Origin of the sequence: Buttiauxella cochleicola (genome assembly GCF_021282405.1) — a bacterium.
GTDB classification, from domain to species: Bacteria; Pseudomonadota; Gammaproteobacteria; order Enterobacterales; family Enterobacteriaceae; genus Buttiauxella; species Buttiauxella massiliensis.
The window spans coordinates 393,041-419,983 of record NZ_JAJSOU010000002.1; the positions used below are offsets into that span (position 1 = coordinate 393,041).

Below are 26,943 nucleotides of genomic sequence, written 5' to 3' on the forward strand. Positions count from 1 at the left end.
TTCTTGGGTTAATCCGTTATTTTACCCTGATCCACGGCGAACATCTTCGAATTTTTGTCCGCCATATCCATCACATGTTCTGCGCTTATCGCGCTAACAAAAACCTGTGATTCCGTCGCCTTTAACCGGCTGGCTAATAGACCACGGCGTGCATCATCTAGTTCAGAGGCAAAATCATCTATCAGATACAGGCAACGTCGCCCGTTCTGTCGGGTGAGAAACTCACCCTGCGCCAGTCGTAAGGCGCACATCAGTAATTTAAGCTGCCCACGCGACAACGTATCTTCTACCGGCGCACCGTCTGCACGAATTCTGAAATCAGCTTTGTGAGGGCCATGGGCGGTGTAGGTCAGCATACGATCGCGTTCGAAGTTGCGTTCCAGTAGCTCGCCGTAGTCACTCTCTTTTTCCCAGCCGCGCTGGAAAGAGAAGTTCAGCGAGAACTCCGGCAGAAATTGCGCACAGGTGTCAGCCATGTCATCAGCAATGGCTGCGCTGTACTCGGCACGCCAGCGGCTGATTTGCTCCGCGAGTGGGATAAGCTCTTGATCCCATGGCCGTAGTTGTGCATAGCGCGTTACTTGTCGCAATGCAGCGTTGCGTTGCTTAAGCAGGCGCTTGAGATTGCTCCAGGCAACAAAAAAACCTGGTTCGTTATGGAAGCATCCCCAATCGAGGAAAGCTCTACGGTATTTAGGGCCACCGTTGAGCAATGTAAATCCTTCAGGGGTGATAAGTTGCATTGGCATCAAGAGAGCAAGTTCAGCCACTTTGTGGCCGTCGCTGCCGTCGATACGCACTTTGCTGTCGCCTGCACGGTCTTTGGTCAGGCCAACAGAGGTTTCCCGCTCGCCGTTCTGTATACGCCCATGCAGTACAAAGGATTCTGTTTCATGGCGGATCACGCGCTCAATTTTCAGACTACGGAAAGCACGCCCGTGCCCGAGGGTATAAATCGCCTCAAGCACGCTGGTTTTGCCGCTTCCGTTGGCCCCCACCAGGAAATTAAACCCTGGAGATAGAGCCAGATCCGCATCTTCGATATTTCGAAAGTCTTTAATCAACAAACGCGACAGCGACATATTTAACTCACAACCAGGGCGTTATCGGCGCAGTTAGTCTGATTACGGCCAGCGCGCAACAACCGGAGCGTACTGAAGTACGTGAGGATTGTGAACACTGCCCGGAACCAGAATAACAAGTAAGATAGCCCGATACTAAAGACGCATTGGCATAACGACGTAAGCCGCCGCTTGAGAGGCTGCATCTTCAATCTGCACGCTGGAAACAGAGTCGGTCAGCAAAATGCGTACGTTCTCGCATTTGAGTGCATTCAGAACATCCAGCACGTAACTGACGTTAAAGCCGATTTCCATATCTGTGCCGTCATAAGTGACGTCCAGAATCTCTTCGGCTTCTTCCTGCTCCGGGTTGTTAGCGGTGATTTTCAACTGATTGGCAATCACTTGCAGACGAACGCCACGGAATTTCTCATTCGACAAAATTGCCGCGCGTGAAAATGCTTGTTTCAGCAAATCGCAACTGGCATCGAGATGTTTATCCGGGTTCTTCGGCAATACGCGGCGATAATCCGGGAAACGGCCATCAACCAGCTTGGAAGTGAAGATAAAGTCGCCGACGTGAGCGCGGATGTTGTTGCTGCCGATCTGGATACGCAACGGTGAATCGCCGCCATCCAACATACGCATCAGCTCAATCACGCCTTTACGCGGCACGATCACCGAATGGTTTGGCAGAGACTGACCGACCGGCATAGAACACACAGCCAGGCGGTGACCATCGGTCGCCACGGTGCGCAGTTCTTCGCCTTCGGTTTCAAACAACATACCGTTCAAATAGTAACGAACGTCCTGATGCGCCATAGAAAACTGCGTGGCTTCAATCAGGCGTTTCATGGTCGCTTGCGGGAGCGTGAATTCTACTTCGCTCTGCCAGTCGTCCAGGTTCGGGAAATCTGCAGCAGGCAGCGTTGAAAGCGAGAAACGGCTACGCCCGGAGCGCACCAACATGCGGTCACCCTCAAGCGTAACAGCGATTTCTGCACCTTCCGGCAAACCACGGCAGATATCAAAAAATTTACGTGCTGGAACTGTTGTGGCACCCGGCTCATGCGGTTGCACCAACGCGACACGCGCCACCATCTCCATTTCCAGGTCAGTACCTGTTAATGAAAGAGTTCCTTGTGCGACTTGCAACAGCAGGTTGCCGAGAATCGGTAACGTCGGACGGCCACCTAACGGGCCACTCACCTGTTGCAGCGGTTTTAATAAAGTTTCACGTTCAACGGTAAATTTCATAGCGTCACGAAGATAATGTTCTGATTAGGTTAGAGAAATCTTCTTTGATGTCGTGGCTTTCTTCACGCAACTGCTCAATCTTACGGCAGGCGTGCAGAACCGTAGTATGGTCGCGGCCACCAAAGGCATCGCCGATTTCTGGCAAGCTATGGTTAGTCAGTTCCTTCGCCAGAGCCATTGCCATTTGACGTGGACGGGCAACAGAGCGGGAACGACGCTTGGACAACAGGTCAGCAATCTTTATTTTATAGTACTCTGCCACCGTCTTCTGAATATTGTCGATGGTGACAAGCTTCTCTTGCAGCGCTAGCAGATCGCGCAGCGCTTCACGCACGAAGTCGATAGTAATCGCCCGGCCAGTAAAGTTGGCGTTAGCGATAACACGGTTCAATGCCCCTTCAAGCTCACGCACGTTTGAACGTAAACGCTTGGCAATAAAGAAGGCCACTTCACCTGGCAGACGGATATCGTTCTCGTCTGCTTTTTTCATCAGGATCGCAACGCGCGTTTCCAGTTCTGGTGGTTCGATGGCAACCGTTAACCCCCAACCGAAGCGGGACTTCAGACGATCTTCAACACCGTTGATCTCTTTTGGATAACGATCCGAAGTCAGAATGATCTGTTGGTTGCCTTCAAGCAGGGCGTTGAAGGTGTGGAAGAATTCTTCTTGTGAACGTTCTTTATTAGCAAAGAATTGAATGTCATCAATTAGCAGTGCATCAACAGAACGGTAGTAACGTTTGAACTCTTCAATAGCGTTATTTTGCAGTGCTTTTACCATGTCCTGAACGAAACGTTCAGAGTGCATGTACACCACTTTTGCATTCGGTTTGCGCGCAATAATACCGTTGCCAACAGCATGCAAAAGGTGCGTTTTACCCAGACCGGTGCCGCCATAAAGGAATAAAGGGTTATAAGCGCCACCAGGGTTGTCTGCCACCTGACGTGCTGCCGCGCGAGCCAGTTGGTTCGACTTACCTTCAACGAAGTTATCGAAAGTATGTTTTACGTTAACGTTAGAGCGATAGGAGTGTTCAGCCGGAGCCGGAGAGTTATCCCAGCTTGGGCGAAGATGAGCAGTAGGGCGTGCGATGTGTACATGCGCCGGAGCAGTAGTAACAGTCTGCTGATTCAGCGTTTGGCTGACCGGTTTGCTGCCTACTTCAAAACGCAATACGGGTGCATCAGTGCCACAAAAATCATTGAGCAAGCCATTGATATTATTTAGATACTTGTCTCTCACCCAATCGAGAACAAAACGGTTTGGCGCATACAGGGCCAGCGTGTTATCGCTTAGTTCCGCCTGTAGGGGGCGTATCCACATACTAAATTCTGTGGCTGGTAACTCATCCTGCAATCGGGCAAGACACTGCTGCCAAAGCGAAAGTGACACGGCGGACTCCACTCGAACAAAGTCGATAAAATGACGAAGACTGAAAGTTTATATTCATGATTGTTGACACACGCCGACTCTTCCACAACGGAACCCCGATTCGGGAAGCGTGCGAACCGCTATCTGCGGTTTACCCCAGGGTGAACGCTAAAGGATCACGATCGGGACCGCGGATCATAGCCTAAAGTACGCCAGAGATCTTCTGTTTCTCACAGTTTCTTCCCGATTTATCCACAGGGCTGTTTTGTGGAGTCTAAGTGTAAACGATCCTGTCAGACGCGCAGCGCTTTACCTTCCTATATTGGAAAATTTAATGACTAGTGCACAAAATCGACTTATCTGATCTAAGGAAGATCCCCAACGATCCTTGCGCTTTAGTGGGGACGCCGTATAATTCCCCACCCGTCGCGTGTCACCACGGCTTTATTTTGGTCAGATCCTGGTCGTTTCAAGGGTCAAAAAGCGAATTAAGGCACGGGAATAAGGAAAGAGAATTGACTCCGGAGTGTACAATTATTACAATCCGGCCTCTTTAATCAGCCACACTGAGGCGTAAGTCGTTTGCAGTTTCTGCAAGGCTCTTCGCTAACCCAGTGAAATTTATCCAAGTTTAGGTAGAAATCGCCATGAAACGCACTTTTCAACCGTCCGTACTGAAGCGTAACCGTTCACACGGTTTCCGTGCTCGTATGGCAACTAAAAATGGTCGTCAGGTTTTGGCACGTCGTCGTGCTAAAGGCCGTTCCCGTCTGACCGTTTCTAAGTAATAAAAGCTAACCCCTGAGTGGTTAAGCTCGCATTTCCCAGGGAGTTACGCTTGTTAACTCCCACTCATTTCACTTTCGTCTTCCAGCAGCCTCAACGGGCTGGCACGCCGCAAATCACCATCCTCGGCCGCCTAAATTCGCTGGGGCATCCCCGCATCGGTCTTACAGTCGCTAAGAAAAATGTTAAACGTGCACACGAACGCAATCGGATTAAACGTCTGACGCGTGAGAGTTTCCGTTTGCGTCAGCACGAACTCCCTCCAATGGATTTCGTGGTAGTGGCTAAGAAAGGGGTTGCAGACCTGGATAACCGGGCTTTATCGGAAGCATTGGAAAAGTTATGGCGCCGTCATTGTCGCCTTTCTCCCGGCTCTTGATAGGCCTGATTAGGGTCTATCAGCGCCTGATAAGTCCGCTTCTCGGGCCGCATTGCCGTTTTACTCCAACCTGTTCTCACTACGGAATTGAGGCATTGCGCAGGTTTGGGGTGTTAAAAGGCAGTTGGTTGACAGTGAAACGCGTATTAAAATGCCACCCTTTGAACCCCGGTGGAGACGATCCCGTCCCACCTGGACCTTTTGATACCAGAGAACACTAACGATGGATTCGCAACGCAATCTCTTTCTCATCGCTTTGTTGTTCGTGTCTTTCATGATCTGGCAAGCCTGGGAGCAGGACCACGCTCCACAACCTCAGGTGCAACAGACCACGCAGACTACGACCACCGCAGCAGGTAACGCCGCAAACCAGGGTGTGCCGACCAGTGGCCAGGGTAAAATCATCACGGTTAAAACTGACGTTCTTGAGCTTTCCATCAACACCCGTGGTGGTGATGTTGAGCAGGCGCTGTTATTGACCTACCCGAAAGAGCTCAAATCTAATGAGCCGTTCCAGTTACTGGAAACTACGCCAGAGTTTGTCTACCAGGCACAAAGTGGCCTGACCGGTCGCGATGGCCCGGATAACCCGGCTAATGGTGAGCGTCCTCTGTATAACGTTGCTAGCGATACTTTCGTGCTGCCAGAAGGCCAGAACGAAATCGTTATCCCAATGACGTATACCGATGCGGCGGGCAATACCTTCACTAAATCCTTCACCCTGAAACGCGGCGAGTTCGCGGTAAGCGTGAATTACGATGTGAAGAACGCCGGTGAGAAACCGCTGGAGCTGGCTACTTTTGGTCAGTTGAAGCAGTCCATCAATCTGCCGACTCACCGCGATACAGGAAGCAACAACTTTGCGTTGCATACCTTCCGTGGTGCTGCGTACTCGACTCCAGATGCGAAATACGAAAAATATAAATTCGATAAAATCGCTGATGGTGAAAACCTGAACGTTAACGCCAGCAATGGTTGGGTTGCGATGTTGCAGCAGTATTTCGCAACAGCGTGGGTTCCAAATAATCAGGGTACCAACAACTTCTATACCACCAAACTGAACAACGATGTGGCAGCGATTGGTTATAAATCTTCGCCGCAACTGGTTCAGCCAGGTCAGACCGCTAAACTGGGTAGCACCCTGTGGGTCGGCCCGGAAATTCAGGACAAAATGGCAGCCGTTGCGCCGCATCTTGACCTGACAGTGGATTATGGTTGGTTGTGGTTTATTTCTCAGCCGCTGTTCAAGCTGTTGAAATTCCTGCACAGCTTCATCGGTAACTGGGGCTTCTCCATTATCGTTATCACCTTTATCGTTCGTGGCATCATGTACCCGCTGACTAAAGCGCAGTACACCTCCATGGCGAAAATGCGTATGTTGCAGCCAAAACTGGCGGCCATGCGTGAGCGTATTGGTGACGATAAGCAGCGCCAGAGCCAGGAAATGATGGCGTTGTATAAAGCTGAGAAGGTTAACCCGTTGGGTGGTTGTCTCCCGCTGGTTATCCAGATGCCAATCTTCCTGGCGTTGTACTACATGCTGATGGGTTCTGTGGAACTGCGCCATGCGCCGTTCGCACTGTGGATTCATGACCTGTCTGCACAAGACCCGTACTACATCCTGCCGATCCTGATGGGCTTGACGATGTTCTTCATTCAGAAGATGTCGCCGACCACTGTGACCGACCCGATGCAGCAGAAGATCATGACCTTTATGCCGGTCATCTTCACGGTGTTCTTCCTGTGGTTCCCGTCAGGCCTGGTACTGTACTATATCGTCAGTAACACAGTGACCATCATCCAGCAGCAGCTGATTTATCGCGGTCTTGAGAAACGTGGCTTACACAGCCGCGATAAGAAAAAGACCTGATAAAAATTAGCGAGTAGCTTACGAAAGGCGGTCAATTGACCGCCTTTTTTATTTCGTAGGGTGGATAAGCGAAGCGCTATCCACCTTCAATCTCGAAAGGGAAAATCATGAGCCATAACGAGACAATCGTTGCCCAGGCGACACCGCCGGGACGTGGTGGGGTCGGTATTCTGCGCGTCTCCGGCCTTCAGGCGCGTGAAGTCGCGCAAGCGATTCTGGGTAAACTCCCCAAGCCACGCTATGCCGATTACTTGCCATTCCGTGATGCGGACGGCAGCGTGCTCGATCAAGGCATCGCGCTGTGGTTCCCTGGGCCAAATTCCTTCACAGGTGAAGACGTGTTGGAATTTCAGGGGCACGGTGGTCCGGTTATCCTCGATTTGCTGTTAAAACGCATTCTGGCGCTCCCAGGGCTGCGTATCGCAAGGCCAGGTGAGTTCTCCGAGCGTGCATTCCTGAATGACAAGCTGGATTTGGCTCAAGCTGAAGCGATTGCTGACCTGATTGATGCCAGCTCAGAACAAGCTGCTCGCTCAGCCTTAAACTCTTTGCAGGGCGCATTCTCGGCTCGCGTAAACCATCTGGTTGAAGCGTTGACCCATCTGCGAATTTACGTAGAAGCGGCGATTGATTTCCCGGATGAAGAAATTGATTTTCTCTCTGACGGCAAAATTGAAGCGCAGCTAAACCAGGTGATCGGCGATCTGGACGCGGTTCGCGCCGAAGCCCGTCAGGGAAGTCTGCTGCGCGAAGGGATGAAGGTGGTAATTGCCGGTCGTCCAAACGCCGGGAAATCGAGCCTGCTGAACGCCCTTGCTGGCCGCGAAGCAGCGATTGTGACGGATATTGCCGGCACCACGCGCGACGTATTACGCGAACATATCCACATCGACGGTATGCCGCTGCATATCATCGATACCGCAGGTCTTCGCGAAGCAAGTGACGAAGTTGAGCGTATCGGCATCGAACGTGCATGGAATGAGATCGAACAGGCCGACCGCGTGCTGTTTATGGTTGACGGCACAACGACCGACGCCACCGATCCGGCAGACATTTGGCCTGATTTTATTGCCCGCTTACCGGCACGTTTGCCGATTACCGTGGTGCGAAACAAAGCTGATGTCACAGGCGAAACGCTGGGTTTGAGCGATGTGAATGGTCACTCACTTGTACGCCTGTCTGCGCGTACCGGTGAAGGTGTAGATGTGCTGCGCGATCATCTAAAACAGAGCATGGGCTTTGAAACCAATATGGAAGGCGGCTTCCTGGCGCGTCGTCGCCACTTGCAGGCGCTCGAACAGGCGGCAACGCACCTGGAGCAAGGCAAAGCGCAGCTTCTGGGCGCATGGGCCGGGGAATTGCTCGCTGAAGAGCTGCGTCTTTCTCAGCAGAGCCTGAGCGAAATCACCGGGGAATTTACTTCGGATGATTTGCTCGGACGTATCTTCTCGAGCTTCTGTATCGGCAAATAAGTGAAAAAGTAAGCAGGTGCTCACTTTTCATTCATCCCGCAATATATCCAGTATTGCGGGATTTTTTTGCCCTTTTGTCTGGTGCATTAAAAGCTAAATATTCATAGAGTTGATCTATTGACGATTTTTTACACACACCTGTCCGTGCGTTTCCGCTTTAAAAAACCTACAATCGATCGCTAAGTACAGTGCCCATTATCAAGGAGAGACAAATGGCAACGCACTTCGCAAGATGGACGATCAACCAGAAATACCCCTTTTCGAGCCGACTGAATAAAGAGTGCCAGGCTGAAGCTCTGCAAATGCCCGAGCATCGCCGAACACGGTATTTAGCCTCTCGTAGCCTGCTAGCTGAATTGCTACATATGCTTTATGGCATTCAACAACTACCGAGAATAATCGCCACGGCAGCTGGACGCCCGCACTTTGCCGATCCTTCATTGATGGACTTCAGCATTGCCTATGCCGGAAACAATGTCGCCGTTTTGATAACAACAGAAGGCCGGTGTGGATTAGATATTGAGATTAATCAGTCTTTTGGCCATCTCCCCTCTGTCGCTTCAGGCTCCACTTTTCGCAGCAATGAATCCATCTGGATAAACAATCAAAAAAACCCAGCTGAAGCCCGCGCACAGCTACGCACATTGCATCAAAGCACTTTTAAACTGACAGGCCGCGAAGAAAGTTTGCAACTTCTGCCAGGCGCTGGGCGAATACGCGCTAACGACCAATCAGAAATTGAAGCGATCAGCGATGTGGAAGGACTATTGATCTGGGGATGCGTGGTGTCACCAGCCATTGAAAAGCTCAGTTTGTGGGAATTTGAAGCTCCGCAGAACTGGCATAGTCTGGGGGATGTAAAATCTCGCTATCGGGATCCCAATGGCAGCATTATTCGCTTAACCAGCATGCCATCAGAAAAAGTGTTATATCAAAACTGATCGTTTCCGAACGTACTGACACCAAGGAGTACTCATGTCCGACACGTTAAAGATTGTGACGCTATTAGGTAGCCTGCGTCATGGCTCATTCAATGCCATGGTTGCTCGTACTTTGCCCGGAATCGCTCCTGCGGGAATGAGCATCGATGCGTTGCCGTCGATTAAAGACATTCCATTGTATGACGCGGATATGCAACAAGAAGAGGGTTTCCCGGCGACAGTTGAAGCCATTGCCGAGCAAATTCGCGCCGCTGACGGCGTGGTGATTGTCACCCCGGAATATAACTACTCGGTACCGGGCGGGCTGAAGAATGCCATCGACTGGCTATCTCGTTTGCCTGAGCAGCCTCTGGCGGGTAAGCCTGTGCTGATTCAAACCAGTTCAATGGGTGCCATTGGCGGCGCACGTTGTCAGTACCATCTACGCCAGATTCTGGTGTTCCTCGACGCGATGGTCATGAACAAGCCAGAATTTATGGGCGGCGTGATTCAGAATAAAGTCGATACGCAAACAGGTGAAGTGGTCGATCAAAGCACGCTCGACCATCTGGCTGGGCAGCTCACCGCATTTGGCGACTATATTCAGCGCGTTAAACGCTAGTTAGCCAAAGCGCGCCACATCGTTTCAAAACCAAGCGCTTTAAAATCGCCAGCTCGTTCCGGTTCGCGGCTGGCGAACTCCATCGTCGTTTCTGCCAGTGAAGAAAAAATAGCATCGCTAAACGCGCGATACGGCCCGCTGCTGAAGGCTTTTAAGATCGATTGCGAGCAAATTTCGTGTAATTCCGGGAACAACTCAGCCACTTTCTGCTTAGTTTCTTCATCAATTTTATCGCTCACTGCGAGCTGGCGAATCGCGCGATGCGCCTGCGGATTGGCAATCGCCCAGTCGATATAGCTGTTCCAGATATAGCGGGTGTATTCCTTGGGTTCCTTCAACGTGCGGTCGAGATTCGCCTGCATCGCAAGCAGCAAACCCTGCTTCAAATGGAGATAAAGCTCGTTGAGCAAATCATCCTTAGTGGCGAAATAGCGAAACAGCGTGCCTTCTGCAACCCCTGCGGCACGGGCAATCTGCGCCGTGGACGCAACGATACCCGACTGACCAATAGCGATGGTCGCCGCTTCCAGTAACGCTAGTTTTTTATCTTCACTCTTCGGACGAGCCACAACGTTTAACCCTCTAAATTTACGAAACCGAATTGAATCACGCGAGCTACGCCACTGCAACGCTGAATGTCAGCGTTTGAAAAGCATCTTGACGCAAGTCACTTGCCACCTATAATGAGTGCTTACTCACTCATTATCAAGTTTTGTTCGCAACGTTCCAAAGGATGGGGCGTACATGCAGGCCAGGATATGAAACGTCTCTCCTTATGCGCGGTTATTATTATGTTGATTGCTACAGCAGCCAGTTTGCCTTTTGTCCTGAATGCCGGATTTGGTCAGGCTCCGCAGGGAGAAGGTTTAAGTTTAGTAGAACGTTCAGCCCATTATGTTGACGGCCAATTCCGCAACCAGGTGCCAACCCAAAGTTATACCGGGAAGAAAAGTATCCTCGCGGCATCGTGGGAATTTTTAACCACGCGCACTGAAAACGCGCGCCCGCAGCAGCCGTTGCCGTTAGTGAAAACCGATCTGGCCAGCTTGCCGCTGGAACAAGACACCATGGTTTGGCTCGGCCACTCTTCATGGTATCTGCAACTGGCGGGAAAACGCATTCTTATCGATCCAGTGTTCAGTCATTACGCCGCGCCCTTTCCGTTTCTGAATAAAGCCTTCCCAGGGGATTACCCGTGGACGGCGGAGTCGATGCCTGAAATCGACCTGCTGATTATTTCCCACGACCATTACGATCATCTGGATTACGCCACCATCAAAGCGCTGAAACCTAAAATCCGCCAGGTGATCACGCCGCTCGGTGTCGGTTCGCACCTGCGTTACTGGGGAATAAATAGCGACATCATTCATGAAAAAGACTGGAATCAGGCCGTAAAACTCTCGAACGCACTGACCGTTCACGTTTTGCCTGCGCGTCATTTTTCAGGCCGTGGCCTGAAAAGAAACCAGACGCTTTGGGCGAGTTTTATGTTCGTGACTAATGATCACAAAATCTATTACAGCGGCGATACCGGCTACGGGCCGCATTTCAAAGCTATCGGCGAGCAATTTGGATCAGTGGATTTGGCGATTATGGAAAACGGCCAGTACGACGATGACTGGAACAATATTCATATGATGCCGAAAGAAACCGCGCAGGCTGCCGTAGATTTGAACGCGCGCGCTATTTTGCCGGGCCATGCAGGCCGTTTTGTGCTGGCAAAACATACCTGGGATGCACCCTATAAAAGCCTGACCGAAGCAAGTTCCGGCGAACCATTCCGCCTGTTAACACCAAAGCAGGGCGAACCCGTACTGGTGAATGACAACGCACAACAATTTAGCGCCTGGTGGGAATCTGCCAGTGCCATGTAAGCGAACCGCGCAGGGGGACGTATGACGATTTCCGCTCAAGTTATCGACACCATCGTTGAATGGATTGACGACAATTTGCACCAGCCATTACGCATTGACGATATCGCCGGTCATGCGGGTTATTCGAAGTGGCACTTGCAGCGTTTGTTTATGCAGTACAAAGGCGAGAGTCTTGGGAAGTACATTCGCGACCGCAAATTGCTGCTGGCGGCACGTGATTTACGCGATACCGATAACAAGGTTTACGATATTAGTTTGAAGTATGGTTTTGATTCGCAGCAGACGTTTACGCGGATATTTACCCGCACATTCCACCAGCCGCCGGGCAGGTATCGCAGAGAGAATCATAGCCAGTCGCAATAACTGGCTATTTTATAGTACATCCAATACCCAAAATAATTCGAGCTGCAGGAAGGCGGCCAGGCCGTAAGTCCCCAGGAACATAGATAACTATGTGACTGGGGCGCGCGGCCGCAGCCAACGCACCTGCAACTTGAAGTATGACGGGTATTAGTGTGCGTCGATAAACACGATCTTCAGAACAAACATCAGCGCCACAACAATCACGCATGGGCTGATTTCACGCCAGCGACCGGTGCCGAGCTTCATCACGCAGTAAGAGATAAAGCCGAGCGCGATGCCTTCGGTGATTGAGAAGCTAAATGGCATCATTACCGCAGTAATAAACGCCGGAACCGCTTCTGTCAGGTCATCCCATTTCACGCGCGACAGGCTGGATGTCATCAACACGCCAACGTAAATCAGAGCGCCTGCTGCTGCATACGCAGGAACCATACCCGCTAATGGTGACAGGAAGATTACCAGCAGGAACAGCAGACCAACGATCACCGCCGTCAGACCAGTACGCCCGCCAACCGACACGCCAGAAGAACTTTCGATATACGCGGTAACGGAAGATGTCCCGATAAACGCACCCGCAACAGATGAAACGCTATCAACGTACAGCGCCTGCTTCATGCGTGGGAATTTCCCTTTTTCGTCGGCAAGCCCTGCTTTATCTGTCACGCCAATCAGCGTGCCGGATGAGTCAAACAGGTTAACCAGCATAAAGGAGAAGATAACGCCCGCCAGACCGATGTTCAGCGAACCGGCTAAATCAACCTGACCAACAACCGAAAGCACGCTTGGTGGTGCAGAAACAATGCCGTTATATTGAACATCGCCCAACATCCAACCCAGCAGAGTAGTCACAACGATTGAGACCAGCACAGCTGCATGAATGTTACGTGATGCCAGAATAGCGATGATAAAGAAGCCCAGCGCGCCCAGCAGTACGCTGTGCGAAGTCAGGTTACCAATGGTCACCAGGGTGTCTTTGTTCGCCACGATAATACCGGCGTTTTTCAGGCCCATCATCCCGATGAATAGCCCAATACCGCTGGTGATACCAACGCGCAGGCTCATTGGGATATTGGCAATCATCCAGTAGCGCACGCGGAAAATGGTCAGCAACAGCAGGCCTACAGCACCCCAGAAAATGGCGCCCATCCCAATTTGCCAGGAGATCCCCATCGCGCCAACCACCACGAAGGCGAAGAACGCGTTCAGGCCCATTGCCGGAGCCAGTGCCACTGGCAGGTTGGCGAAAATACCCATCAGGATGCTACCTAATGCGGCAATCAAACAGGTGGTGACAAAAACGGCCTGGGTATCCATACCAGCGGCGCCAAGGATCTGCGGGTTGACGAAAACGATATACACCATCGTCAGGAAGGTCGTAAGACCGGCGATCACTTCAGTGCGTGCCGTGGTGCCGTGTTCGCGCAGTTTAAACACGCGCTCGAGCAGCCCCGGATTTGCGGCCGGAGTAGATTGTGGTTGGCTCATTAGTCTTAATTCCGAACATTGAGAGGGAAAATCCGTCGCTATCCTATACCAAAAATGACAAAACATGATGTCCAACGCAGATTTTTTTCATTGAATTTTCTTATACGGCAACGATTGCGTGCCGCAAAAATTGCGCAAATTGGGTAAGATGGCCCTTCACTTTAATAAAAGGAAGAAGTATGTCCCGGATAGATGCGGTGTTCTTCGACTGCGATGGCACGCTAGTTGATAGTGAAGTGATTTGCTCCCAGGCCTACGTGCATATGTTTGCGCAATACGGCATCGAACTTGCGCTCGAAGAGGTTCATAAAACCTTTAAGGGTATCAAGCTCTACGAGATCATCGACACGATCAATGCCCGATATGGAGTGAACCTGGCGAAAGAGGAACTTGAGCCGATTTATCGCGCCGAAGTTTCACGCTTGTTTGACAGCGAACTGGTGGAGATTGAAGGAGCAACCGAGCTGATTGCGCAAATCAACGTGCCGATGTGTATTGTTTCCAACGGCCCGGTCAGCAAAATGCAGCACTCGCTGGGCAAAACCGGCATGCTCCATCACTTCCCGGACAAACTGTTTAGCGGCTACGATATCCAGTTGTGGAAACCGGACCCGGCGCTGATGTTCCACGCAGCCGATGCCATGCGTGTTGATGTGAAAAACTGCGTGCTGGTGGATGATTCGATGGCTGGTGCACATTCAGGCATTGCTGCAGGTATGGAAGTTTTCTATTTCTGTGCCGACCCGCATAACAAGCCGATTAACCACCCGAAAGTGACAACCTTTACCGATTTAGCGCAGTTGCCGGAGTTATGGCGCGCGCGAGGCTGGAATATTATGGGTTAGCGAAGATGGCGGATAGCGATTACGCTTATCCGCCCAATGACTCAGGTACTTTGGCGTAATTCAATCTGATAACTGAATAGTTCAACGCGCGCTTCATCTAACTCGTCGTCATCATCGTTATTGAGCAACTCAATCAGCATCTTACCCGCCTCTTTGCCCATTTTTTTATAATCTATACGTATGGAAGTCAGCGTAGGGTGCGTTTGATCGCAACTGTCTGAGCCATCGAGACAAGCGACAGCAATGTTACCTGGAATTTTTAGCAAGCGGCGCTGGCACTCAAACATAATCCCAAGGGCAATGTCTTCATGGCTGCAAATAACAGCATCGAGTTCCGGCTGGCGTTGCAGTATTTCGGTCAACGCATAACGCCCGAACTGTAGGCTTGCGGCTTCCGGAGTGGTAATCACCTGATCAGAGTTCTGGTAGCGGCTGAGCATCGCTTTATGCCAGCCATTCAGCTGCTGGCGTTGCAGGCGATTGTCCATGTGCGCACCAATAAAACCGATATTTTTGTAACCCTGATCCAGCAGGTGTTCGGTCAGCTTATGCGCCGCCTCAAAAAATGCCGTTTCGAGGGAAATCTTCGCCTGGCTAAACGGGGAACCCACAACGTTTATCGTCGGAATGTTTGTTCTTTCGAGAATCTGATAGGTTTTTTCCGCCAGCTGCGAGCCAAAAATCACCAACGCGGCCGGGTTGCTTTGCAGCAATGTCATTAGTATTTCAGCTTCTTTATGCTGATTATGTTCGTGGCAACCTAGCAGGAGCTGGAATTCATTTTTATTTAGCACCTGCTGTAGCGACTGCATAAAGCGCGAACTGGCTTTGTCGGTTAAAGAAGGAATCAGAACGGCGACCGTATCGCTATGGCCGGAAGCCAGTGCTCCCGCAGCCCGATTGGGGATATAACCCAACTCCTCCACTGCCTGCTCAATCTTCTCTCGCAGTTTGTCAGAGACCTGCTCCGGGGTTCTTAACGCGCGGGAAACGGTCATGGTTCCGACACCCGCATAATTGGCAACTTCTTGCAGTGTGACTCGCCCGGTACCTCGGCGCTTACGCGGCTTTTCCATTCTGGCTCCCCGAGCTAATACAACCAACTGTTTTCATTATTCTTATTTCACCGTCTGTTCTTCAGACCATTGATCACGTTAGCAAAAACTCTCACGCATTGTATATGCAGGAACTCGATATAGCCAAAGTCGGACCCACGAGAAATGATAGCGCTATCACAATCCTTGATAGCGCTATCAGGTAGCGCTATCAAATGGGATATTCATCACATTAATGTCTGCGCAAAAAATCTACCCTCCTGTTAATTATCATCGGGAGTTATCAGTCGCATGTTAAAGAATCTACTAACCACAGAGGTCATTCAGGTCGTCACGCAGGCTAAAGACTGGCGCGATGCCGTGGCTATTTCATGTTGTCCGCTGATTGAAAATGGTTCAATCGAGCCTCGTTATGTCGATGCTATATACCGCTCGCATGAAGCCATCGGCCCGTACTATGTAGTCGGCCCCGGCATTGCGATGCCACACGCACGACCAGAAGAAGGTGCAAATAAACTGGCACTGGCGCTAACGCTGATTACTTCTGGTGTGAATTTTGATGCCGATGAAAATGATCCGGTGAAGTTATTGATCGTGTTGGCCGCACCCGACAGCACCAGCCACATTGAAGCGATTTCTCAACTCGCCCAATTATTCGATAACGAACAAGACATTCAGGCCATTTTGACGGCCAAAACAACGCAGGACATTTTGTCCGTCATTGCGCGCTATTAGAGCCTGGCCCAGTAGGCGTAATTGTTGCAGACCGTTTGGGATCGGACTGCGCGGAAAAACCGTAGCGTACACGTAGTACGTGAGGATTTTGAGCACAGCCCAAGACCAAACGAACAAATAAAATAGCCTAATGGGATAGGCTCTTAATCCAGGGGAAAATTATGAAAATCACAGTGGTTTGCGGTAACGGTTTAGGCACCAGCCTGATGATGGAAATGAGCATTAAAACCATCGTGAAAGATCTGGGTGTCAGTGCGGATGTTGACCATGTTGATCTTGGTTCAGCCAAAGGTACGCCGAGCGATATTTTTGTAGGTACCAAAGACATCGCTGAGCAGTTAGTCGCCCAGTCCGTCGGTGGAAAAATCGTCGCACTGGATAACATGATCGATAAGAAAGCCATGAAAGAACGTTTGTCCGTGGCATTAACCGAGTTAGGCGCACTGTAAGCAGGGGTCGATATGGATTTCTTTCGTTTTTTGATGAGCGATGTGCTTTCCGAACCAGCGGTGCTGGTCGGTTTAATCGCTTTGATTGGCTTGATTGCACAGAAAAAACCAGTCACCGAATGTATTAAAGGCACCGTCAAAACCATTATGGGTTTTGTGATTTTAGGTGCGGGTGCAGGTCTGGTAGTGTCATCGTTAGGTGACTTTGCGAACATCTTCCAGCACGCCTTTGGTATTCAGGGCGTGGTGCCGAACAACGAAGCGATTGTTTCCGTGGCGCAGAAGAGCTTCGGTAAAGAAATGGCGATGATCATGTTCTTCGCGATGGTTATCAACATTCTGATTGCCCGTTTTACGCCGTGGAAATTCATCTTCCTGACCGGTCATCACACGTTATTTATGTCGATGATGGTAGCGGTGATTCTGGCAACAGCTGGTATGAGCGGTGTTACATTAATCGCTGTAGGCTCTCTGGTTGTAGGTGTGGCGATGGTGTTCTTCCCGGCCATTGCGCACCCTTACATGAAAAAAGTTACCGGTTCTGACGACGTGGCAATCGGCCACTTCTCAACATTGTCTTACGTGCTGGCCGGGTTTATCGGCAGCAAATTTGGTAATAAAGAACACTCGACTGAAGACATGAATGTGCCGAAAAGTCTGCTGTTCTTGCGCGATACGCCGGTAGCCATCTCCTTTACCATGAGCATTATCTTCCTGGTGACGTGCCTGTTTGCGGGCGCAGATGTGGTGAAAGAACTGAGCGGTGGTAAGAACTGGTTCATGTTCTCCATCATGCAATCCATTACCTTTGCGGCGGGTGTGTACATCATTCTGCAAGGTGTGCGCATGGTGATCGCGGAGATCGTTCCAGCGTTCAAAGGTATTTCCGACAAGCTGGTGCCGAACGCGAAGCCTGCACTCGATTGCCCGGTCGTCTTCCCTTATGCGCCTAACGCCGTACTGGTTGGTTTCCTGAGCAGCTTTGCCGCAGGGTTAATCGGTATGTTCGCGCTCTACCTGCTGAACATGACCGTGATTATCCCAGGCGTGGTGCCACACTTCTTCGTAGGTGCAGCCGCTGGCGTATTCGGTAATGCAACGGGTGGACGTCGTGGAGCAATTCTGGGTGCTTTTGCGCAGGGCTTGCTGATTACCTTCCTGCCAGTGTTCCTGCTGCCAGTACTGGGCGATATAGGCTTTGCTAACACCACGTTTAGTGATGCTGACTTTGGTGCGCTGGGTATTCTGTTAGGCATTATCGTTCGCTAATCGTTGAACGATGCACCAATAAAAACGCCAGCGATTCGCTGGCGTTTTATTGACGTTTTTTTGATCACTCTTTCGGATCTTTACCCGCCAGCAGCTTATCCAGCTCATCGCCGCCGACATGACGGAAGTCCTGCCCTTTAACGAAGTAGAAGATGAACTCGCAGATATTCTGGCAACGGTCACCGATACGCTCGATAGAACGCGCACAGAAGAGTGCGGTCAGCACGCTTGGAATGGTGCGTGAGTCTTCCATCATATAAGTCATCAGTTGGCGCACGATGCCTTCATATTCCTGGTCAACTTTCTTATCTTCGCGATAGATACGCACCGCTTCGTCGAGATCCATACGCGCAAATGCATCCAGAACGTCATGCAGCATTTGCACGGTGTGGCGGCCCAATGATTCCAGGCTAACCAGTAACGGCTGGTGTTGCTGAGAGAATTTCTCCAGCGCCGTGCGGCAGATTTTGTCTGCGACGTCGCCGATACGTTCCAGCTCAGATATCGTTTTGATGATGGCCATCACCAGGCGTAAGTCACTGGCTGTTGGCTGGCGCTTAGCGATGATGCGCACACAGGCTTCATCGATTGCCACTTCCATCATATTAACTTTCTGGTCGCCTTCGATAACGCGCTTTGCCAGCTCGCCATCTTGATTGTGCATGGCGGTGATCGCATCAGAAAGCTGTTGCTCCACCAGCCCACCCATGGTCATCACCTGAGTGCGGATATATTCCAGCTCGGCGTTAAACTGGCCGGAAATGTGTTTGTTGAGGTTGAGGCTATCCATTTTGTTCTCCCGGATCAGCCGTAGCGGCCAGTAATGTAATCTTCGGTTTGCTTTTTAGCTGGTGTGGTAAACAGCGTGTCGGTTTCGCTAAATTCAATCAGCTCACCCAGATACATAAACGCGGTGTGGTCGGAACAACGCGCCGCTTGCTGCATGTTGTGGGTCACGATTACCACGGTGTAATCTTCTTTCAGCTCAGTGATCAGCTCTTCGATGCGACCAGTAGAAATTGGGTCAAGCGCTGAACACGGCTCATCAAGCAGCAACACTTCCGGGCGAATCGCAATACCACGCGCAATGCACAGACGCTGCTGTTGGCCACCGGAGAGACTGTATCCGCTCTGATGTAATTTATCTTTGGTTTCATTCCACAATGCGGCTTTGGTCAAAGCCCACTGCACACGCTCGTCCATGTCGCTGCGTGACAGCTTTTCAAACAGACGCACGCCGAACGCGATGTTGTCATAAATCGACATCGGGAATGGCGTCGGCTTCTGGAACACCATGCCGACTTTGGCACGCAGCAGGGCGATATCCTGGCTCTGGGTGAGGATATTTTCCCCATCCAGCAGAATCTCACCTTCGGCACGCTGCTCTGGATAGAGCGAGTACATTTTGTTGAATGTACGCAGCAGGGTGGATTTCCCACAGCCTGACGGGCCAATGAATGCGGTAACCTGGTTCTTAGCGATATCCAGATTGATGTTTTTCAGGGCATGGAACTTACCGTAATAGAAGTTCAAATCACGAACCTGAATTTTGTCTGGGGTAGTATCGACCATACTCATCTGTTTCTTAATCTCCATCCGACGCCGCCTTTGCCGCGTCGCAAAATTTAACCGTGTTTACTCTTTGAGAAAATCACGCGCGCCAGAATATTTAGCAGCAGCACACAAAGGGTAATAATCAGAACACCAGCCCAGGCTAACTGTTGCCATTCGGCAAACGGGCTCATCGCAAATTTGAATATCGTCACTGGCAAGTTGGCAATCGGCTGCATCATGTCAGTGCTCCAGAACTGGTTGGAGAGCGACGTGAACAGCAGCGGGGCCGTTTCACCCGCGATACGAGCAATCGCCAGCAACACCCCGGTAATAATCCCGGAAACAGACGCTTTGAGCGTAATCGCAGAAATCATTTTCCATTTTGGCGTGCCCAGTGCGTAAGCCGCTTCGCGCAGGCTGTCTGGCACCAGTTTCAGCATGTTTTCAGTGGTACGAATAACGATTGGCACCTGCAACAGCGCCAGCGCAATCACCCCAGCCCAGCCGGAAAAGTGCTGCATTTTCGCAACCACAATGGTGTAAACAAACAGGCCGACAACAATGGATGGCGCAGAAAGCAGGATGTCGTTGATAAAACGAATCACCTCAGCCAGCGCTGATTTGCGGCCATACTCCGCCAGGTAGATACCCGCCATGATGCCCAGCGGCGTACCAAACACGGTCGCCCACAGGATTAACAGGCCGCTACCTGCAAGGGCGTTGGCTAAACCACCACCTTCGGTGTTTGGCGGTGGCGTCATTTCGGTAAACAGCGCAATCGACATACCGTCGATACCGCGAGTCACCGTAGAGAATAGGATCCACACCAACCAGAACAGGCCAAACGCCATGGTTCCCATTGAAAGTGTCAGAGCAATGCGGTTTTTAAACCGACGACGAGCCTGCATTTTGCGGCGAGATTCTGCGAGCGCCGCGCGGCTTTGCATTTCCATTGTCGTCATGAACGCGCTCCTTCATTCTTCGCCAGACGCATAACCATGAACTTAGAGATAGCCAGTACGATAAAGGTGATCACAAACAGAATCAGTCCAAGCTCCATCAGCGCTGCGGTGTGTAGGCCAGATTCCGCTTCAGCAAATTCGTTCGCCAGTGCAGAAGTAATACTGTTGCCCGGCATATACAGCGAGGCGTTATCGAGCTGGTAGGTGTTACCGATAATAAAGGTTACCGCCATGGTTTCACCCAGAGCACGGCCCAGACCCAACATCACACCACCAATCACACCGTTTTTGGTAAACGGCAAAACGATACGCCAGATAACTTCCCATGTGGTGCAGCCAATGCCATAGGCTGACTCTTTCATCATCACTGGGGTTTGTTCGAATACATCACGCATAACAGCGGCAATGTACGGAATGATCATGATGGCCAGTATTACGCCTGCGGCGAGAATACCGATACCGAACGCCGGGCCTGAGAACAGCTCACCAACAATCGGCACCGAAGAGAGCACGTTACCGACAGGTTCCTGGAAGTATTTCGCAAACAGCGGAGCAAAGATAAACAGGCCCCACATGCCGTATACGATACTTGGGATCGCAGCCAATAGTTCGATGGCGATACCCAGCGGGCGGCGCAGCCAGTTTGGCGCCAGCTCCGTAAGGAACAGAGCAATACCAAAACTCACAGGCACAGCAATCAACAGGGCAATAAACGAAGTCACCAGCGTGCCGTAAATCGGAACCAGTGCACCGTAAATATCGTTAGGAGCATCCCACTCTTTGGTCCATAAGAACGAGAAGCCAAACTTCTGAATACTCGGCCAGGAGGAGATGATCAGGGAGATGATGATGCCGCCTAGCAGAAATAGCACAATCAGCGCAGCCAGTTTTACCAGCGCACTGAAAATGACATCACCTTGTTTACCAGGGGACTTGAACGTCGGCTTACTTACCGCCATAGCTTACTCTTTAAGTTAAATATATTTCTTACAACATGTCGGATGTCGCTAACACTAATCCGACCTATGAAATCAGTTGTAGGGCGGATAAGCATAAGTGCCATCCGCCTTTTTCGTTAATTAATAAAGCGCCTTACCGGAGCTGTCTTTCACGTTGGTCTTCCATGCCGCACGAACCTGCTCAACCACAGCGTCTGGCAGGGCGGCGTAATCCAGGTCACTCGCCTGTTTTGCACCGTCTTTATAAGCCCAGTCGAAGAACTTCAGTACTTCAGCACCTTGCTCTGGGTTTTTCTGCTCTTTGTGAACCAGGATGAAGGTTGTGGACGTGATTGGCCACGCAGCGTCACCTTTCTGGTTAGTCAGATCCTGAGCAAATGATTTGCTCCAGTCTGCACCCTTCGCCGCATTGGCAAAGTTCTCTTCAGAAGGCGCTACTGGTTTACCATCAGCAGATACCAGTTTGGTATAAGCGAGGTTGTTTTGCTTAGCGTAAGCGTATTCAACATAGCCAATTGAACCAGGCAGACGTTGAACGAAGGCTGCGATACCGTCGTTACCTTTACCGCCCAGACCCGTTGGCCAGTTTACCGTTGAGCCCGCACCGATTTTGGTTTTCCACTCTTCGTTTACTTTCGCCAGGTAGCTGGTGAAGACGAAGGAAGTACCGGAACCATCAGCACGACGCACAACTGCGATATTCTGCTGTGGCAGTTTCATGCCTGGGTTGAGTTTAGCAATTGCTTCGTCATCCCATTTTTTGATTTTGCCCAGGTAGATGTCACCCAGAGTTTTACCATCGAGCACCAGCTCACCAGATTTCACGCCCGGCAGGTTAACTGCCAGAACGACACCGCCGATAACAGTTGGGAACTGAAACAGCCCTTCTTGTTGCAGTTTATCGTCAGACAGCGGAGCATCAGATGCGCCGAAATCTACAGTGTTAGCAATGATTTGTTTAACGCCACCGGAGGAGCCGATACCCTGGTAATTTACTTTGTTACCAGTTGATTTATTGTAGGTATCTGCCCATTTGGCATACACCGGCGCAGGGAATGTTGCACCGGCACCAGTCAGGCTTGCAGCGGCGTTTGCGCCAAAAGCAGTCAGGGATAAGGTCGCGGCGACAACAGTTGCGACAGTGGTACGCATAGCTTTCATAGTGTCTCCTGCAGAGGTGATATACCCCTCATACTTCAAATTGCAGATGCGTTGGCTGCACTCTCTCACCCGAATCACTTAGTTCACTAAGCTCATCGGGATTCGTTCTTTTGCCGCCTTCCTGCAACTCGAATTATTTGGGTATTAACGTAATTCATTGTTTAGTGGATGCAGGATAGAAAATAGGACAGTTTGGTGACAGTTAAATGTACGAATTATGACAGTTTTATGACAGGCGATTTTGCAACCAAGTTACGCCTGTCACATTGCAGATTCTGAGCCCTCAATCCGTCTCAATAATTCGCGTTTTTCCTCGCAGCTCAAATGGCGTGATTCCCCTAATGCCAGGCCTTGCAGGTGGATATTCATGATGCGGACACGTTCAAGCCGGGTCACTTCATAACCGAAATATTTACACATCCGGCGGATCTGGCGGTTCAGCCCTTGCACCAAAATAACACGAAATATCAGCTCAGATTCTTTCGTCACATTACAGTGTTTGGTTACCGTGCCAAGTATCGGAACGCCCGCGCCCATTCCAATAATAAACTCGTCAGTTATCGGCTTATCGACGGTGACCACATACTCTTTTTCATGATTGTTACCGGCACGCAGAATTTTATTAACTACATCACCGTGGTTGGTCAGTAAAATGAGCCCCTGCGAATCTTTATCCAGACGCCCGATAGGGGAAACGCGTTTGTCGCTATGAATGAGACCGCTGATGTTATCGCGCACACTCTTTTCCATTGTAGTGATGATGCCCACAGGCTTATTCAAAACCATCAGCACGAGATCGTTGTCATCACGCGGCACAATAAGCTGACCGTTTACCTTCACCACATCACCGGAAAATACCTGAGCGCCAAAACTAGCCAGGCTGTCGTTAATAAACACTTCGCCCTGCTCAACGTAACGATCGGCCTCACGGCGGGAGCAGATACCGCAATCGCTAATGTATTTATTAATTCGTATGGGTGAATCAGTGGGCATTTTGCGATGCGTTTTATTCAAATTTTGCATAATTACCATTAACCCATCACTTAAAAAAATGTGACACACGTCACATACGCTACCCGTTAGGGGTAGATTACCCACAAAAAATTGAGATTAATCACAAATAAAAGTGAAACACAGGTTCATTATCAACACATAGTGTGATCTGCATAACAAAAACAAGTCCAGGATGGGCCAAACCAGAATCCTCGACGTCTTCTGAAGCGCCGCTGATTTTTATCTCCTCTGAATTATTTATTTGCCTGCTGCCTTGCAGCGGTCAGGCCACTTATTGCTTGAAAAACGGGGATTCATTATGCGCAAAACAGGCCACAAGCGCTGGTTTATGCTGTCACTGGTGACATTAGGCACCATTCTTTGCTATTTAACCCGAAATACTATTTCTGCCGCAGCGCCAACATTACAGAGCGATCTGCACATTACCACCCAGCAATATTCTTACATTATTGCGACATTCTCAGCGTGCTACACCATTGCACAACCTATTGCCGGTTATCTGCTTGATACATTGGGTACAAAAGTGGGTTACACCATTTTCGGCCTGATGTGGGGCGTGTTCTGCATTGGTGCGTCATTCGCGACTGGCTGGAAAGGCCTGGCAATGTTCCGCGGCCTCGGCGGTTTCGCCGAAAGTGCGATGATACCTGCTGGTTTGAAATCAGTAACTGAATGGTTCCCGGATACTGAACGTTCAGTCGCCGTCGGCTATTTCAACGTTGGTTCCTCTATTGGCGCGGTGATTGCCCCTCCACTGGTCGCATGGGCAATCTATATCAGGGACTGGAGACTGGCGTTTATTATCGTCGGTGTTTTCAGCGTGCTGTGGGCCGCTGGCTGGTATTTCACTTATAACCGCCCGTCAAAAACCAAATCACTATCGAAAGAAGAATATCTGTATATCACTGGCGGCCAACCTGAAAAACCAAAGGTTGAAAAGGTTCGCATTGGCCACCTGCTGAAACAGCGCAAGTTTTGGGGTATCGCTCTGCCGCGTTTCCTGGCTGAACCTGCATGGGGGACGTTTAACGCGTGGATCCCACTGTTTATGGTGCACACCTACGGCTTTAACCTCAAAGATATCGCTATGTTTGCCTGGATCCCGATGCTGTTCGCCGATTTTGGCTGCATTATTGGTGGTTATTTGCCTGGTATGTTCCAGAAAGTCTTCGGCGTGAATATTGTGGTTTCCCGCAAACTAGTGGTCACAATGGGTGCCGCGCTGATGATTCTGCCAGGCATGGTCGGTTTGTTTGGCAGCCCAATGGTGGCAATTGCATTGCTATGCGTTGGTGGCTTCGCTCACCAGTCACTGTCTGGTGCGTTGATTACACTGTCTTCCGACATGTTTGATTCAAACGAAGTTGCCACCGCCAACGGTTTTACCGGCATGGCAGCCTGGACCGCCAGCACCATGTTTGCACTGGTTGTGGGGGCTCTGGCCGACACGGTTGGCTTCAGCCCGCTGTTCGCTGTGCTTTCGGTGTTTGATGTAATCGGGGCGATTGTCTTGTGGGTTCTGCTGAAATCCCCTGAAGAACCAAAACTGGTGACGCAGGAAGAGAATTGATTTAGCAGTAAAAAGGCCGGTTGTGCTTAGCGCAACCGGCCTTTTTTATTTTGTATTACCGATCAGAGCAATTACTCAACCGTAACTGATTTTGCCAGGTTACGTGGCTGGTCAACGTCGGTGCCTTTAATTAGCGCAACGTGATAAGACAGCAACTGCAACGGTACGGTGTAGAAGATAGGTGCGATAACTTCTTCTACATGCGGCATCTCAATGATGTGCATGTTATCGCTGCTGGCAAAACCTGCATCTTTATCTGCAAATACATACAGATGGCCGCCACGCGCGCGCACTTCTTCGATATTCGATTTCAGCTTTTCAAGCAGTTCGTTGTTTGGAGCCACAACGATAACCGGCATATCTGCATCAATCAGCGCCAGCGGGCCGTGTTTCAGCTCGCCTGCCGCATACGCTTCAGCGTGAATGTAAGAGATTTCTTTAAGCTTCAGCGCGCCTTCCATTGCGATTGGGTATTGATCGCCACGGCCTAAGAACAGCGCATGATGCTTGTCTGAGAAATCTTCAGCCAGCGCTTCAATGCGTTTGTCCTGAGACAGCATCTGCTCAATACGGCTTGGCAGCGCCTGCAGGCCATGAACGATGTCTTGCTCAATCGCAGCATCCCCGCCTTTCAGGCGGCTCAGTTTCGCCACCAGCATCAGCAGAACGGTAAGCTGAGTGGTAAACGCTTTGGTGGATGCCACGCCGATTTCAGTGCCCGCGTTGGTCATCAGCGCGAGGTCGGATTCACGCACCAGGGAAGAACCCGGAACATTACAAATCGCCAGCGAACCCAGATAGCCCAACTCTTTAGACAAACGCAGCGCCGCAAGTGTATCTGCCGTTTCGCCAGACTGGGAAAGGGTGATCATCAGGCTGTTACGACGCACCGCTGATTTACGGTAGCGGAACTCAGAAGCGATTTCGACATCGCACGGCACGCCTGCCAGTGATTCAAACCAATAGCGCGACACCATGCCTGAATTATAGGAAGTGCCACACGCGACAATTTGAATGTGCTCAACCTGAGACAGCATTTCGTTGGCTTGCGGGCCAAGCTCAGAAAGATCGATAGCGCCATGACTGATGCGGCCAGTCAGGGTATTTTTAATCGCGTTCGGCTGTTCGTAGATCTCTTTCTGCATATAGTGGCGATAAATGCCTTTGTCGCCCGCGTCATATTGCAGACTGGATTCGATATCCGGGCGTTTAACCTGCTCACCTTTGGTATCGAATACGGTTACGGAGCGACGAGTCACTTCCGCGATATCGCCTTCTTCAAGGAAGATGAAACGACGCGTTACCGGCAGCAATGCCAGTTGGTCGGATGCGATAAAGTTTTCACCCATGCCAAGGCCGATAACCATCGGGCTACCTGAACGAGCTGCCAGCAGCACGTCTGGGTTACGGGTGTCCATGATAACGGTGCCGTAAGCGCCACGCAGTTGTGGGATGGTACGCAGCACAGCTTCACGCAGACTACCGCCTTGCTCCAGTTCCCAGTGAACCAGGTGAGCAATAACTTCGGTATCGGTTTGTGAAACGAAGATGTAACCGCGACCCTGTAGGGCTTCGCGCAGCGGTTCATAGTTTTCGATAATGCCGTTATGAACCACCACAATATGTTCGGAAACATGTGGGTGAGCGTTAACTTCTGATGGTTCGCCGTGAGTCGCCCAGCGAGTGTGTGCAATACCGGTACCGCCATGCAGCGCAGTTTCTGCGGCAGCTTCGGCCAGTTTGTTCACTTTACCCAGACGGCGCAGACGGGTCATTTGACCTTTTTCGTCTACTACAGCCAGGCCCGCAGAGTCATAACCACGGTATTCCAGACGACGTAGTCCTTCGAGAAGGATTTCAGCGATATCACGTTGCGCGACCGCGCCAACAATTCCACACATAAGATTAG

At 50.7% G+C, this 26,943-nt stretch carries 26 protein-coding genes and 1 pseudogene; 14 read left to right on the forward strand and 13 right to left on the reverse strand.

The features are described 5' to 3' along the window. Positions 1-8: 8 nt before the first annotated feature. The 3 genes from recF to dnaA form a co-directional block, all read right to left on the reverse strand. Entirely contained in the window at positions 9-1,082 is a 1,074-nt protein-coding gene (recF, locus tag LVQ79_RS04105) for a DNA replication/repair protein RecF (protein ID WP_154153886.1), read from the reverse strand. A gap of 135 nt (positions 1,083-1,217) precedes the next feature. After that, positions 1,218-2,318, reverse strand: a complete 1,101-nt coding sequence (dnaN, locus tag LVQ79_RS04110; RefSeq protein ID WP_232863989.1) for a DNA polymerase III subunit beta — start codon at positions 2,316-2,318, stop codon at positions 1,218-1,220. Positions 2,319-2,322: 4 nt separating this feature from the next. Then, the gene (gene dnaA / locus LVQ79_RS04115; protein WP_370639827.1) at positions 2,323-3,642 is read right to left on the reverse strand and encodes a chromosomal replication initiator protein DnaA; all 1,320 of its coding nucleotides are present in this window, start codon (positions 3,640-3,642) and stop codon (positions 2,323-2,325) included. Positions 3,643-4,337: 695 nt separating this feature from the next. Between dnaA and rpmH the strand changes: the two genes are divergently transcribed. The 7 genes from rpmH (at position 4,338) to LVQ79_RS04150 (ending at position 9,739) form a co-directional block, all read left to right on the forward strand. Further along, positions 4,338-4,478, forward strand: coding sequence for a 50S ribosomal protein L34 (rpmH, locus tag LVQ79_RS04120; RefSeq protein WP_003849659.1), 141 nt, complete (start codon positions 4,338-4,340; stop codon positions 4,476-4,478). 17 nt (positions 4,479-4,495) lie between these two features. Next, on the forward strand, positions 4,496-4,855 hold the full coding sequence (gene rnpA / locus LVQ79_RS04125) for a ribonuclease P protein component (RefSeq protein WP_034499799.1): 360 nt from the start codon (positions 4,496-4,498) through the stop codon (positions 4,853-4,855). Beyond that, positions 4,819-5,076 (forward strand): membrane protein insertion efficiency factor YidD, encoded by a 258-nt coding sequence (gene yidD / locus LVQ79_RS04130; protein WP_072009476.1) that lies wholly within the window; start codon positions 4,819-4,821, stop codon positions 5,074-5,076. Before rnpA ends, yidD begins: the two co-directional genes overlap by 37 nt. Positions 5,077-5,078: 2 nt before the next feature. Next, the gene (gene yidC / locus LVQ79_RS04135) at positions 5,079-6,725 is read left to right on the forward strand and encodes a membrane protein insertase YidC (RefSeq protein ID WP_064514830.1); all 1,647 of its coding nucleotides are present in this window, start codon (positions 5,079-5,081) and stop codon (positions 6,723-6,725) included. A 107-nt stretch (positions 6,726-6,832) separates the two neighbouring features. Beyond that, positions 6,833-8,197, forward strand: coding sequence for a tRNA uridine-5-carboxymethylaminomethyl(34) synthesis GTPase MnmE (mnmE, locus tag LVQ79_RS04140; protein WP_232863991.1), 1,365 nt, complete (start codon positions 6,833-6,835; stop codon positions 8,195-8,197). 212 nt (positions 8,198-8,409) lie between these two features. Further along, a complete protein-coding gene (locus tag LVQ79_RS04145) occupies positions 8,410-9,138 on the forward strand; it encodes a 4'-phosphopantetheinyl transferase family protein (protein ID WP_232863992.1) in 729 nt (242 codons plus the stop codon). 34 nt (positions 9,139-9,172) lie between these two features. Continuing rightward, the gene (locus LVQ79_RS04150) at positions 9,173-9,739 is read left to right on the forward strand and encodes an NADPH-dependent FMN reductase (RefSeq protein WP_232863993.1); all 567 of its coding nucleotides are present in this window, start codon (positions 9,173-9,175) and stop codon (positions 9,737-9,739) included. On the opposite strand, the gene LVQ79_RS04155 is transcribed toward LVQ79_RS04150, so the two are convergent. Further along, the gene (locus LVQ79_RS04155) at positions 9,736-10,308 is read right to left on the reverse strand and encodes a TetR/AcrR family transcriptional regulator (protein WP_232863994.1); all 573 of its coding nucleotides are present in this window, start codon (positions 10,306-10,308) and stop codon (positions 9,736-9,738) included. The genes LVQ79_RS04150 and LVQ79_RS04155 overlap by 4 nt on opposite strands. A 189-nt stretch (positions 10,309-10,497) precedes the next feature. Here LVQ79_RS04155 and LVQ79_RS04160 point away from each other — a divergent pair, with 189 nt between their 5' ends. Both LVQ79_RS04160 and LVQ79_RS04165 read left to right on the forward strand, forming a co-directional pair. Continuing rightward, positions 10,498-11,613: an MBL fold metallo-hydrolase gene (locus LVQ79_RS04160; protein ID WP_232863995.1), complete on the forward strand. Its 1,116-nt coding sequence runs from the start codon at positions 10,498-10,500 to the stop codon at positions 11,611-11,613. A 21-nt stretch (positions 11,614-11,634) separates the two neighbouring features. Further along, a complete protein-coding gene (locus LVQ79_RS04165) occupies positions 11,635-11,976 on the forward strand; it encodes a RamA family antibiotic efflux transcriptional regulator (protein ID WP_232863996.1) in 342 nt (113 codons plus the stop codon). A 147-nt stretch (positions 11,977-12,123) separates the two neighbouring features. On the opposite strand, the gene LVQ79_RS04170 is transcribed toward LVQ79_RS04165, so the two are convergent. Beyond that, positions 12,124-13,461, reverse strand: coding sequence for an NCS2 family permease (locus LVQ79_RS04170; RefSeq protein WP_232863997.1), 1,338 nt, complete (start codon positions 13,459-13,461; stop codon positions 12,124-12,126). 179 nt (positions 13,462-13,640) lie between these two features. Here LVQ79_RS04170 and yieH point away from each other — a divergent pair, with 179 nt between their 5' ends. Continuing rightward, positions 13,641-14,306: a 6-phosphogluconate phosphatase gene (gene yieH / locus LVQ79_RS04175; RefSeq protein WP_232863998.1), complete on the forward strand. Its 666-nt coding sequence runs from the start codon at positions 13,641-13,643 to the stop codon at positions 14,304-14,306. A gap of 41 nt (positions 14,307-14,347) precedes the next feature. Here yieH and LVQ79_RS04180 read toward each other — a convergent pair whose 3' ends face one another. Next, a complete protein-coding gene (locus LVQ79_RS04180; RefSeq protein WP_232863999.1) occupies positions 14,348-15,382 on the reverse strand; it encodes a LacI family DNA-binding transcriptional regulator in 1,035 nt (344 codons plus the stop codon). Between the two features lie 270 nt (positions 15,383-15,652). Here LVQ79_RS04180 and LVQ79_RS04185 point away from each other — a divergent pair, with 270 nt between their 5' ends. From LVQ79_RS04185 to ulaA, 3 genes are all read left to right on the forward strand, one after another. Further along, positions 15,653-16,096, forward strand: coding sequence for a PTS sugar transporter subunit IIA (locus tag LVQ79_RS04185; protein WP_232864000.1), 444 nt, complete (start codon positions 15,653-15,655; stop codon positions 16,094-16,096). Positions 16,097-16,257: 161 nt separating this feature from the next. Further along, the gene (locus LVQ79_RS04190; protein WP_232864001.1) at positions 16,258-16,545 is read left to right on the forward strand and encodes a PTS sugar transporter subunit IIB; all 288 of its coding nucleotides are present in this window, start codon (positions 16,258-16,260) and stop codon (positions 16,543-16,545) included. A 12-nt stretch (positions 16,546-16,557) separates the two neighbouring features. Then, positions 16,558-17,814, forward strand: coding sequence for a PTS ascorbate transporter subunit IIC (gene ulaA / locus LVQ79_RS04195; protein ID WP_064514855.1), 1,257 nt, complete (start codon positions 16,558-16,560; stop codon positions 17,812-17,814). A 64-nt stretch (positions 17,815-17,878) separates the two neighbouring features. Here the strand turns inward: ulaA and phoU are convergent, their stop codons facing one another. The 6 genes and pseudogenes from phoU to rluF form a co-directional block, all read right to left on the reverse strand. Continuing rightward, entirely contained in the window at positions 17,879-18,604 is a 726-nt protein-coding gene (phoU, locus tag LVQ79_RS04200) for a phosphate signaling complex protein PhoU (protein WP_034460681.1), read from the reverse strand. A 14-nt stretch (positions 18,605-18,618) separates the two neighbouring features. Further along, on the reverse strand, positions 18,619-19,392 hold the full coding sequence (pstB, locus tag LVQ79_RS04205; RefSeq protein WP_064514930.1) for a phosphate ABC transporter ATP-binding protein PstB: 774 nt from the start codon (positions 19,390-19,392) through the stop codon (positions 18,619-18,621). Positions 19,393-19,439: 47 nt separating this feature from the next. Beyond that, positions 19,440-20,330 (reverse strand): phosphate ABC transporter permease PstA, encoded by an 891-nt coding sequence (gene pstA, locus LVQ79_RS04210; protein ID WP_151993912.1) that lies wholly within the window; start codon positions 20,328-20,330, stop codon positions 19,440-19,442. Then, on the reverse strand, positions 20,327-21,289 hold the full coding sequence (gene pstC, locus LVQ79_RS04215) for a phosphate ABC transporter permease PstC (RefSeq protein ID WP_034460683.1): 963 nt from the start codon (positions 21,287-21,289) through the stop codon (positions 20,327-20,329). The genes pstA and pstC overlap by 4 nt, the downstream gene beginning before the upstream one ends. Positions 21,290-21,409: 120 nt before the next feature. Further along, complete coding sequence (gene pstS, locus LVQ79_RS04220) at positions 21,410-22,450, reverse strand: phosphate ABC transporter substrate-binding protein PstS (protein WP_232864002.1); 1,041 nt, start codon at positions 22,448-22,450, stop codon at positions 21,410-21,412. Between the two features lie 270 nt (positions 22,451-22,720). Then, positions 22,721-23,443: pseudogene (gene rluF / locus LVQ79_RS04225) on the reverse strand (23S rRNA pseudouridine(2604) synthase RluF); the annotation flags it as partial. Positions 23,444-23,762: 319 nt separating this feature from the next. Here rluF and LVQ79_RS04230 point away from each other — a divergent pair. Further along, complete coding sequence (locus tag LVQ79_RS04230) at positions 23,763-25,034, forward strand: MFS transporter (RefSeq protein WP_232864003.1); 1,272 nt, start codon at positions 23,763-23,765, stop codon at positions 25,032-25,034. A 71-nt stretch (positions 25,035-25,105) separates the two neighbouring features. Here the strand turns inward: LVQ79_RS04230 and glmS are convergent, their stop codons facing one another. Then, positions 25,106-26,935 (reverse strand): glutamine--fructose-6-phosphate transaminase (isomerizing), encoded by a 1,830-nt coding sequence (glmS, locus tag LVQ79_RS04235; RefSeq protein WP_232864004.1) that lies wholly within the window; start codon positions 26,933-26,935, stop codon positions 25,106-25,108. Positions 26,936-26,943 lie beyond the last annotated feature (8 nt).

Coding starts and splice junctions, on each gene's coding strand:
- pstA (WP_151993912.1), bottom strand. CDS start 20,330: ATGACGACAATGGAAATGCAAAGCCGCGCGGCGCTCGCAGAATCTCGC.
- mnmE (WP_232863991.1), top strand. CDS start 6,833: ATGAGCCATAACGAGACAATCGTTGCCCAGGCGACACCGCCGGGACGT.
- ulaA (WP_064514855.1), top strand. CDS start 16,558: ATGGATTTCTTTCGTTTTTTGATGAGCGATGTGCTTTCCGAACCAGCG.
- glmS (WP_232864004.1), bottom strand. CDS start 26,935: ATGTGTGGAATTGTTGGCGCGGTCGCGCAACGTGATATCGCTGAAATC.
- rpmH (WP_003849659.1), top strand. CDS start 4,338: ATGAAACGCACTTTTCAACCGTCCGTACTGAAGCGTAACCGTTCACAC.
- phoU (WP_034460681.1), bottom strand. CDS start 18,604: ATGGATAGCCTCAACCTCAACAAACACATTTCCGGCCAGTTTAACGCC.
- LVQ79_RS04230 (WP_232864003.1), top strand. CDS start 23,763: ATGCGCAAAACAGGCCACAAGCGCTGGTTTATGCTGTCACTGGTGACA.
- recF (WP_154153886.1), bottom strand. CDS start 1,082: ATGTCGCTGTCGCGTTTGTTGATTAAAGACTTTCGAAATATCGAAGAT.
- dnaN (WP_232863989.1), bottom strand. CDS start 2,318: ATGAAATTTACCGTTGAACGTGAAACTTTATTAAAACCGCTGCAACAG.
- LVQ79_RS04170 (WP_232863997.1), bottom strand. CDS start 13,461: ATGAGCCAACCACAATCTACTCCGGCCGCAAATCCGGGGCTGCTCGAG.
- yidC (WP_064514830.1), top strand. CDS start 5,079: ATGGATTCGCAACGCAATCTCTTTCTCATCGCTTTGTTGTTCGTGTCT.
- yieH (WP_232863998.1), top strand. CDS start 13,641: ATGTCCCGGATAGATGCGGTGTTCTTCGACTGCGATGGCACGCTAGTT.
- LVQ79_RS04190 (WP_232864001.1), top strand. CDS start 16,258: ATGAAAATCACAGTGGTTTGCGGTAACGGTTTAGGCACCAGCCTGATG.
- pstC (WP_034460683.1), bottom strand. CDS start 21,289: ATGGCGGTAAGTAAGCCGACGTTCAAGTCCCCTGGTAAACAAGGTGAT.
- LVQ79_RS04165 (WP_232863996.1), top strand. CDS start 11,635: ATGACGATTTCCGCTCAAGTTATCGACACCATCGTTGAATGGATTGAC.
- LVQ79_RS04180 (WP_232863999.1), bottom strand. CDS start 15,382: ATGGAAAAGCCGCGTAAGCGCCGAGGTACCGGGCGAGTCACACTGCAA.
- LVQ79_RS04185 (WP_232864000.1), top strand. CDS start 15,653: ATGTTAAAGAATCTACTAACCACAGAGGTCATTCAGGTCGTCACGCAG.
- pstB (WP_064514930.1), bottom strand. CDS start 19,392: ATGAGTATGGTCGATACTACCCCAGACAAAATTCAGGTTCGTGATTTG.
- yidD (WP_072009476.1), top strand. CDS start 4,819: ATGGCGCCGTCATTGTCGCCTTTCTCCCGGCTCTTGATAGGCCTGATT.
- pstS (WP_232864002.1), bottom strand. CDS start 22,450: ATGAAAGCTATGCGTACCACTGTCGCAACTGTTGTCGCCGCGACCTTA.
- dnaA (WP_370639827.1), bottom strand. CDS start 3,642: ATGTGGATACGCCCCCTACAGGCGGAACTAAGCGATAACACGCTGGCC.
- LVQ79_RS04160 (WP_232863995.1), top strand. CDS start 10,498: ATGAAACGTCTCTCCTTATGCGCGGTTATTATTATGTTGATTGCTACA.
- LVQ79_RS04150 (WP_232863993.1), top strand. CDS start 9,173: ATGTCCGACACGTTAAAGATTGTGACGCTATTAGGTAGCCTGCGTCAT.
- LVQ79_RS04145 (WP_232863992.1), top strand. CDS start 8,410: ATGGCAACGCACTTCGCAAGATGGACGATCAACCAGAAATACCCCTTT.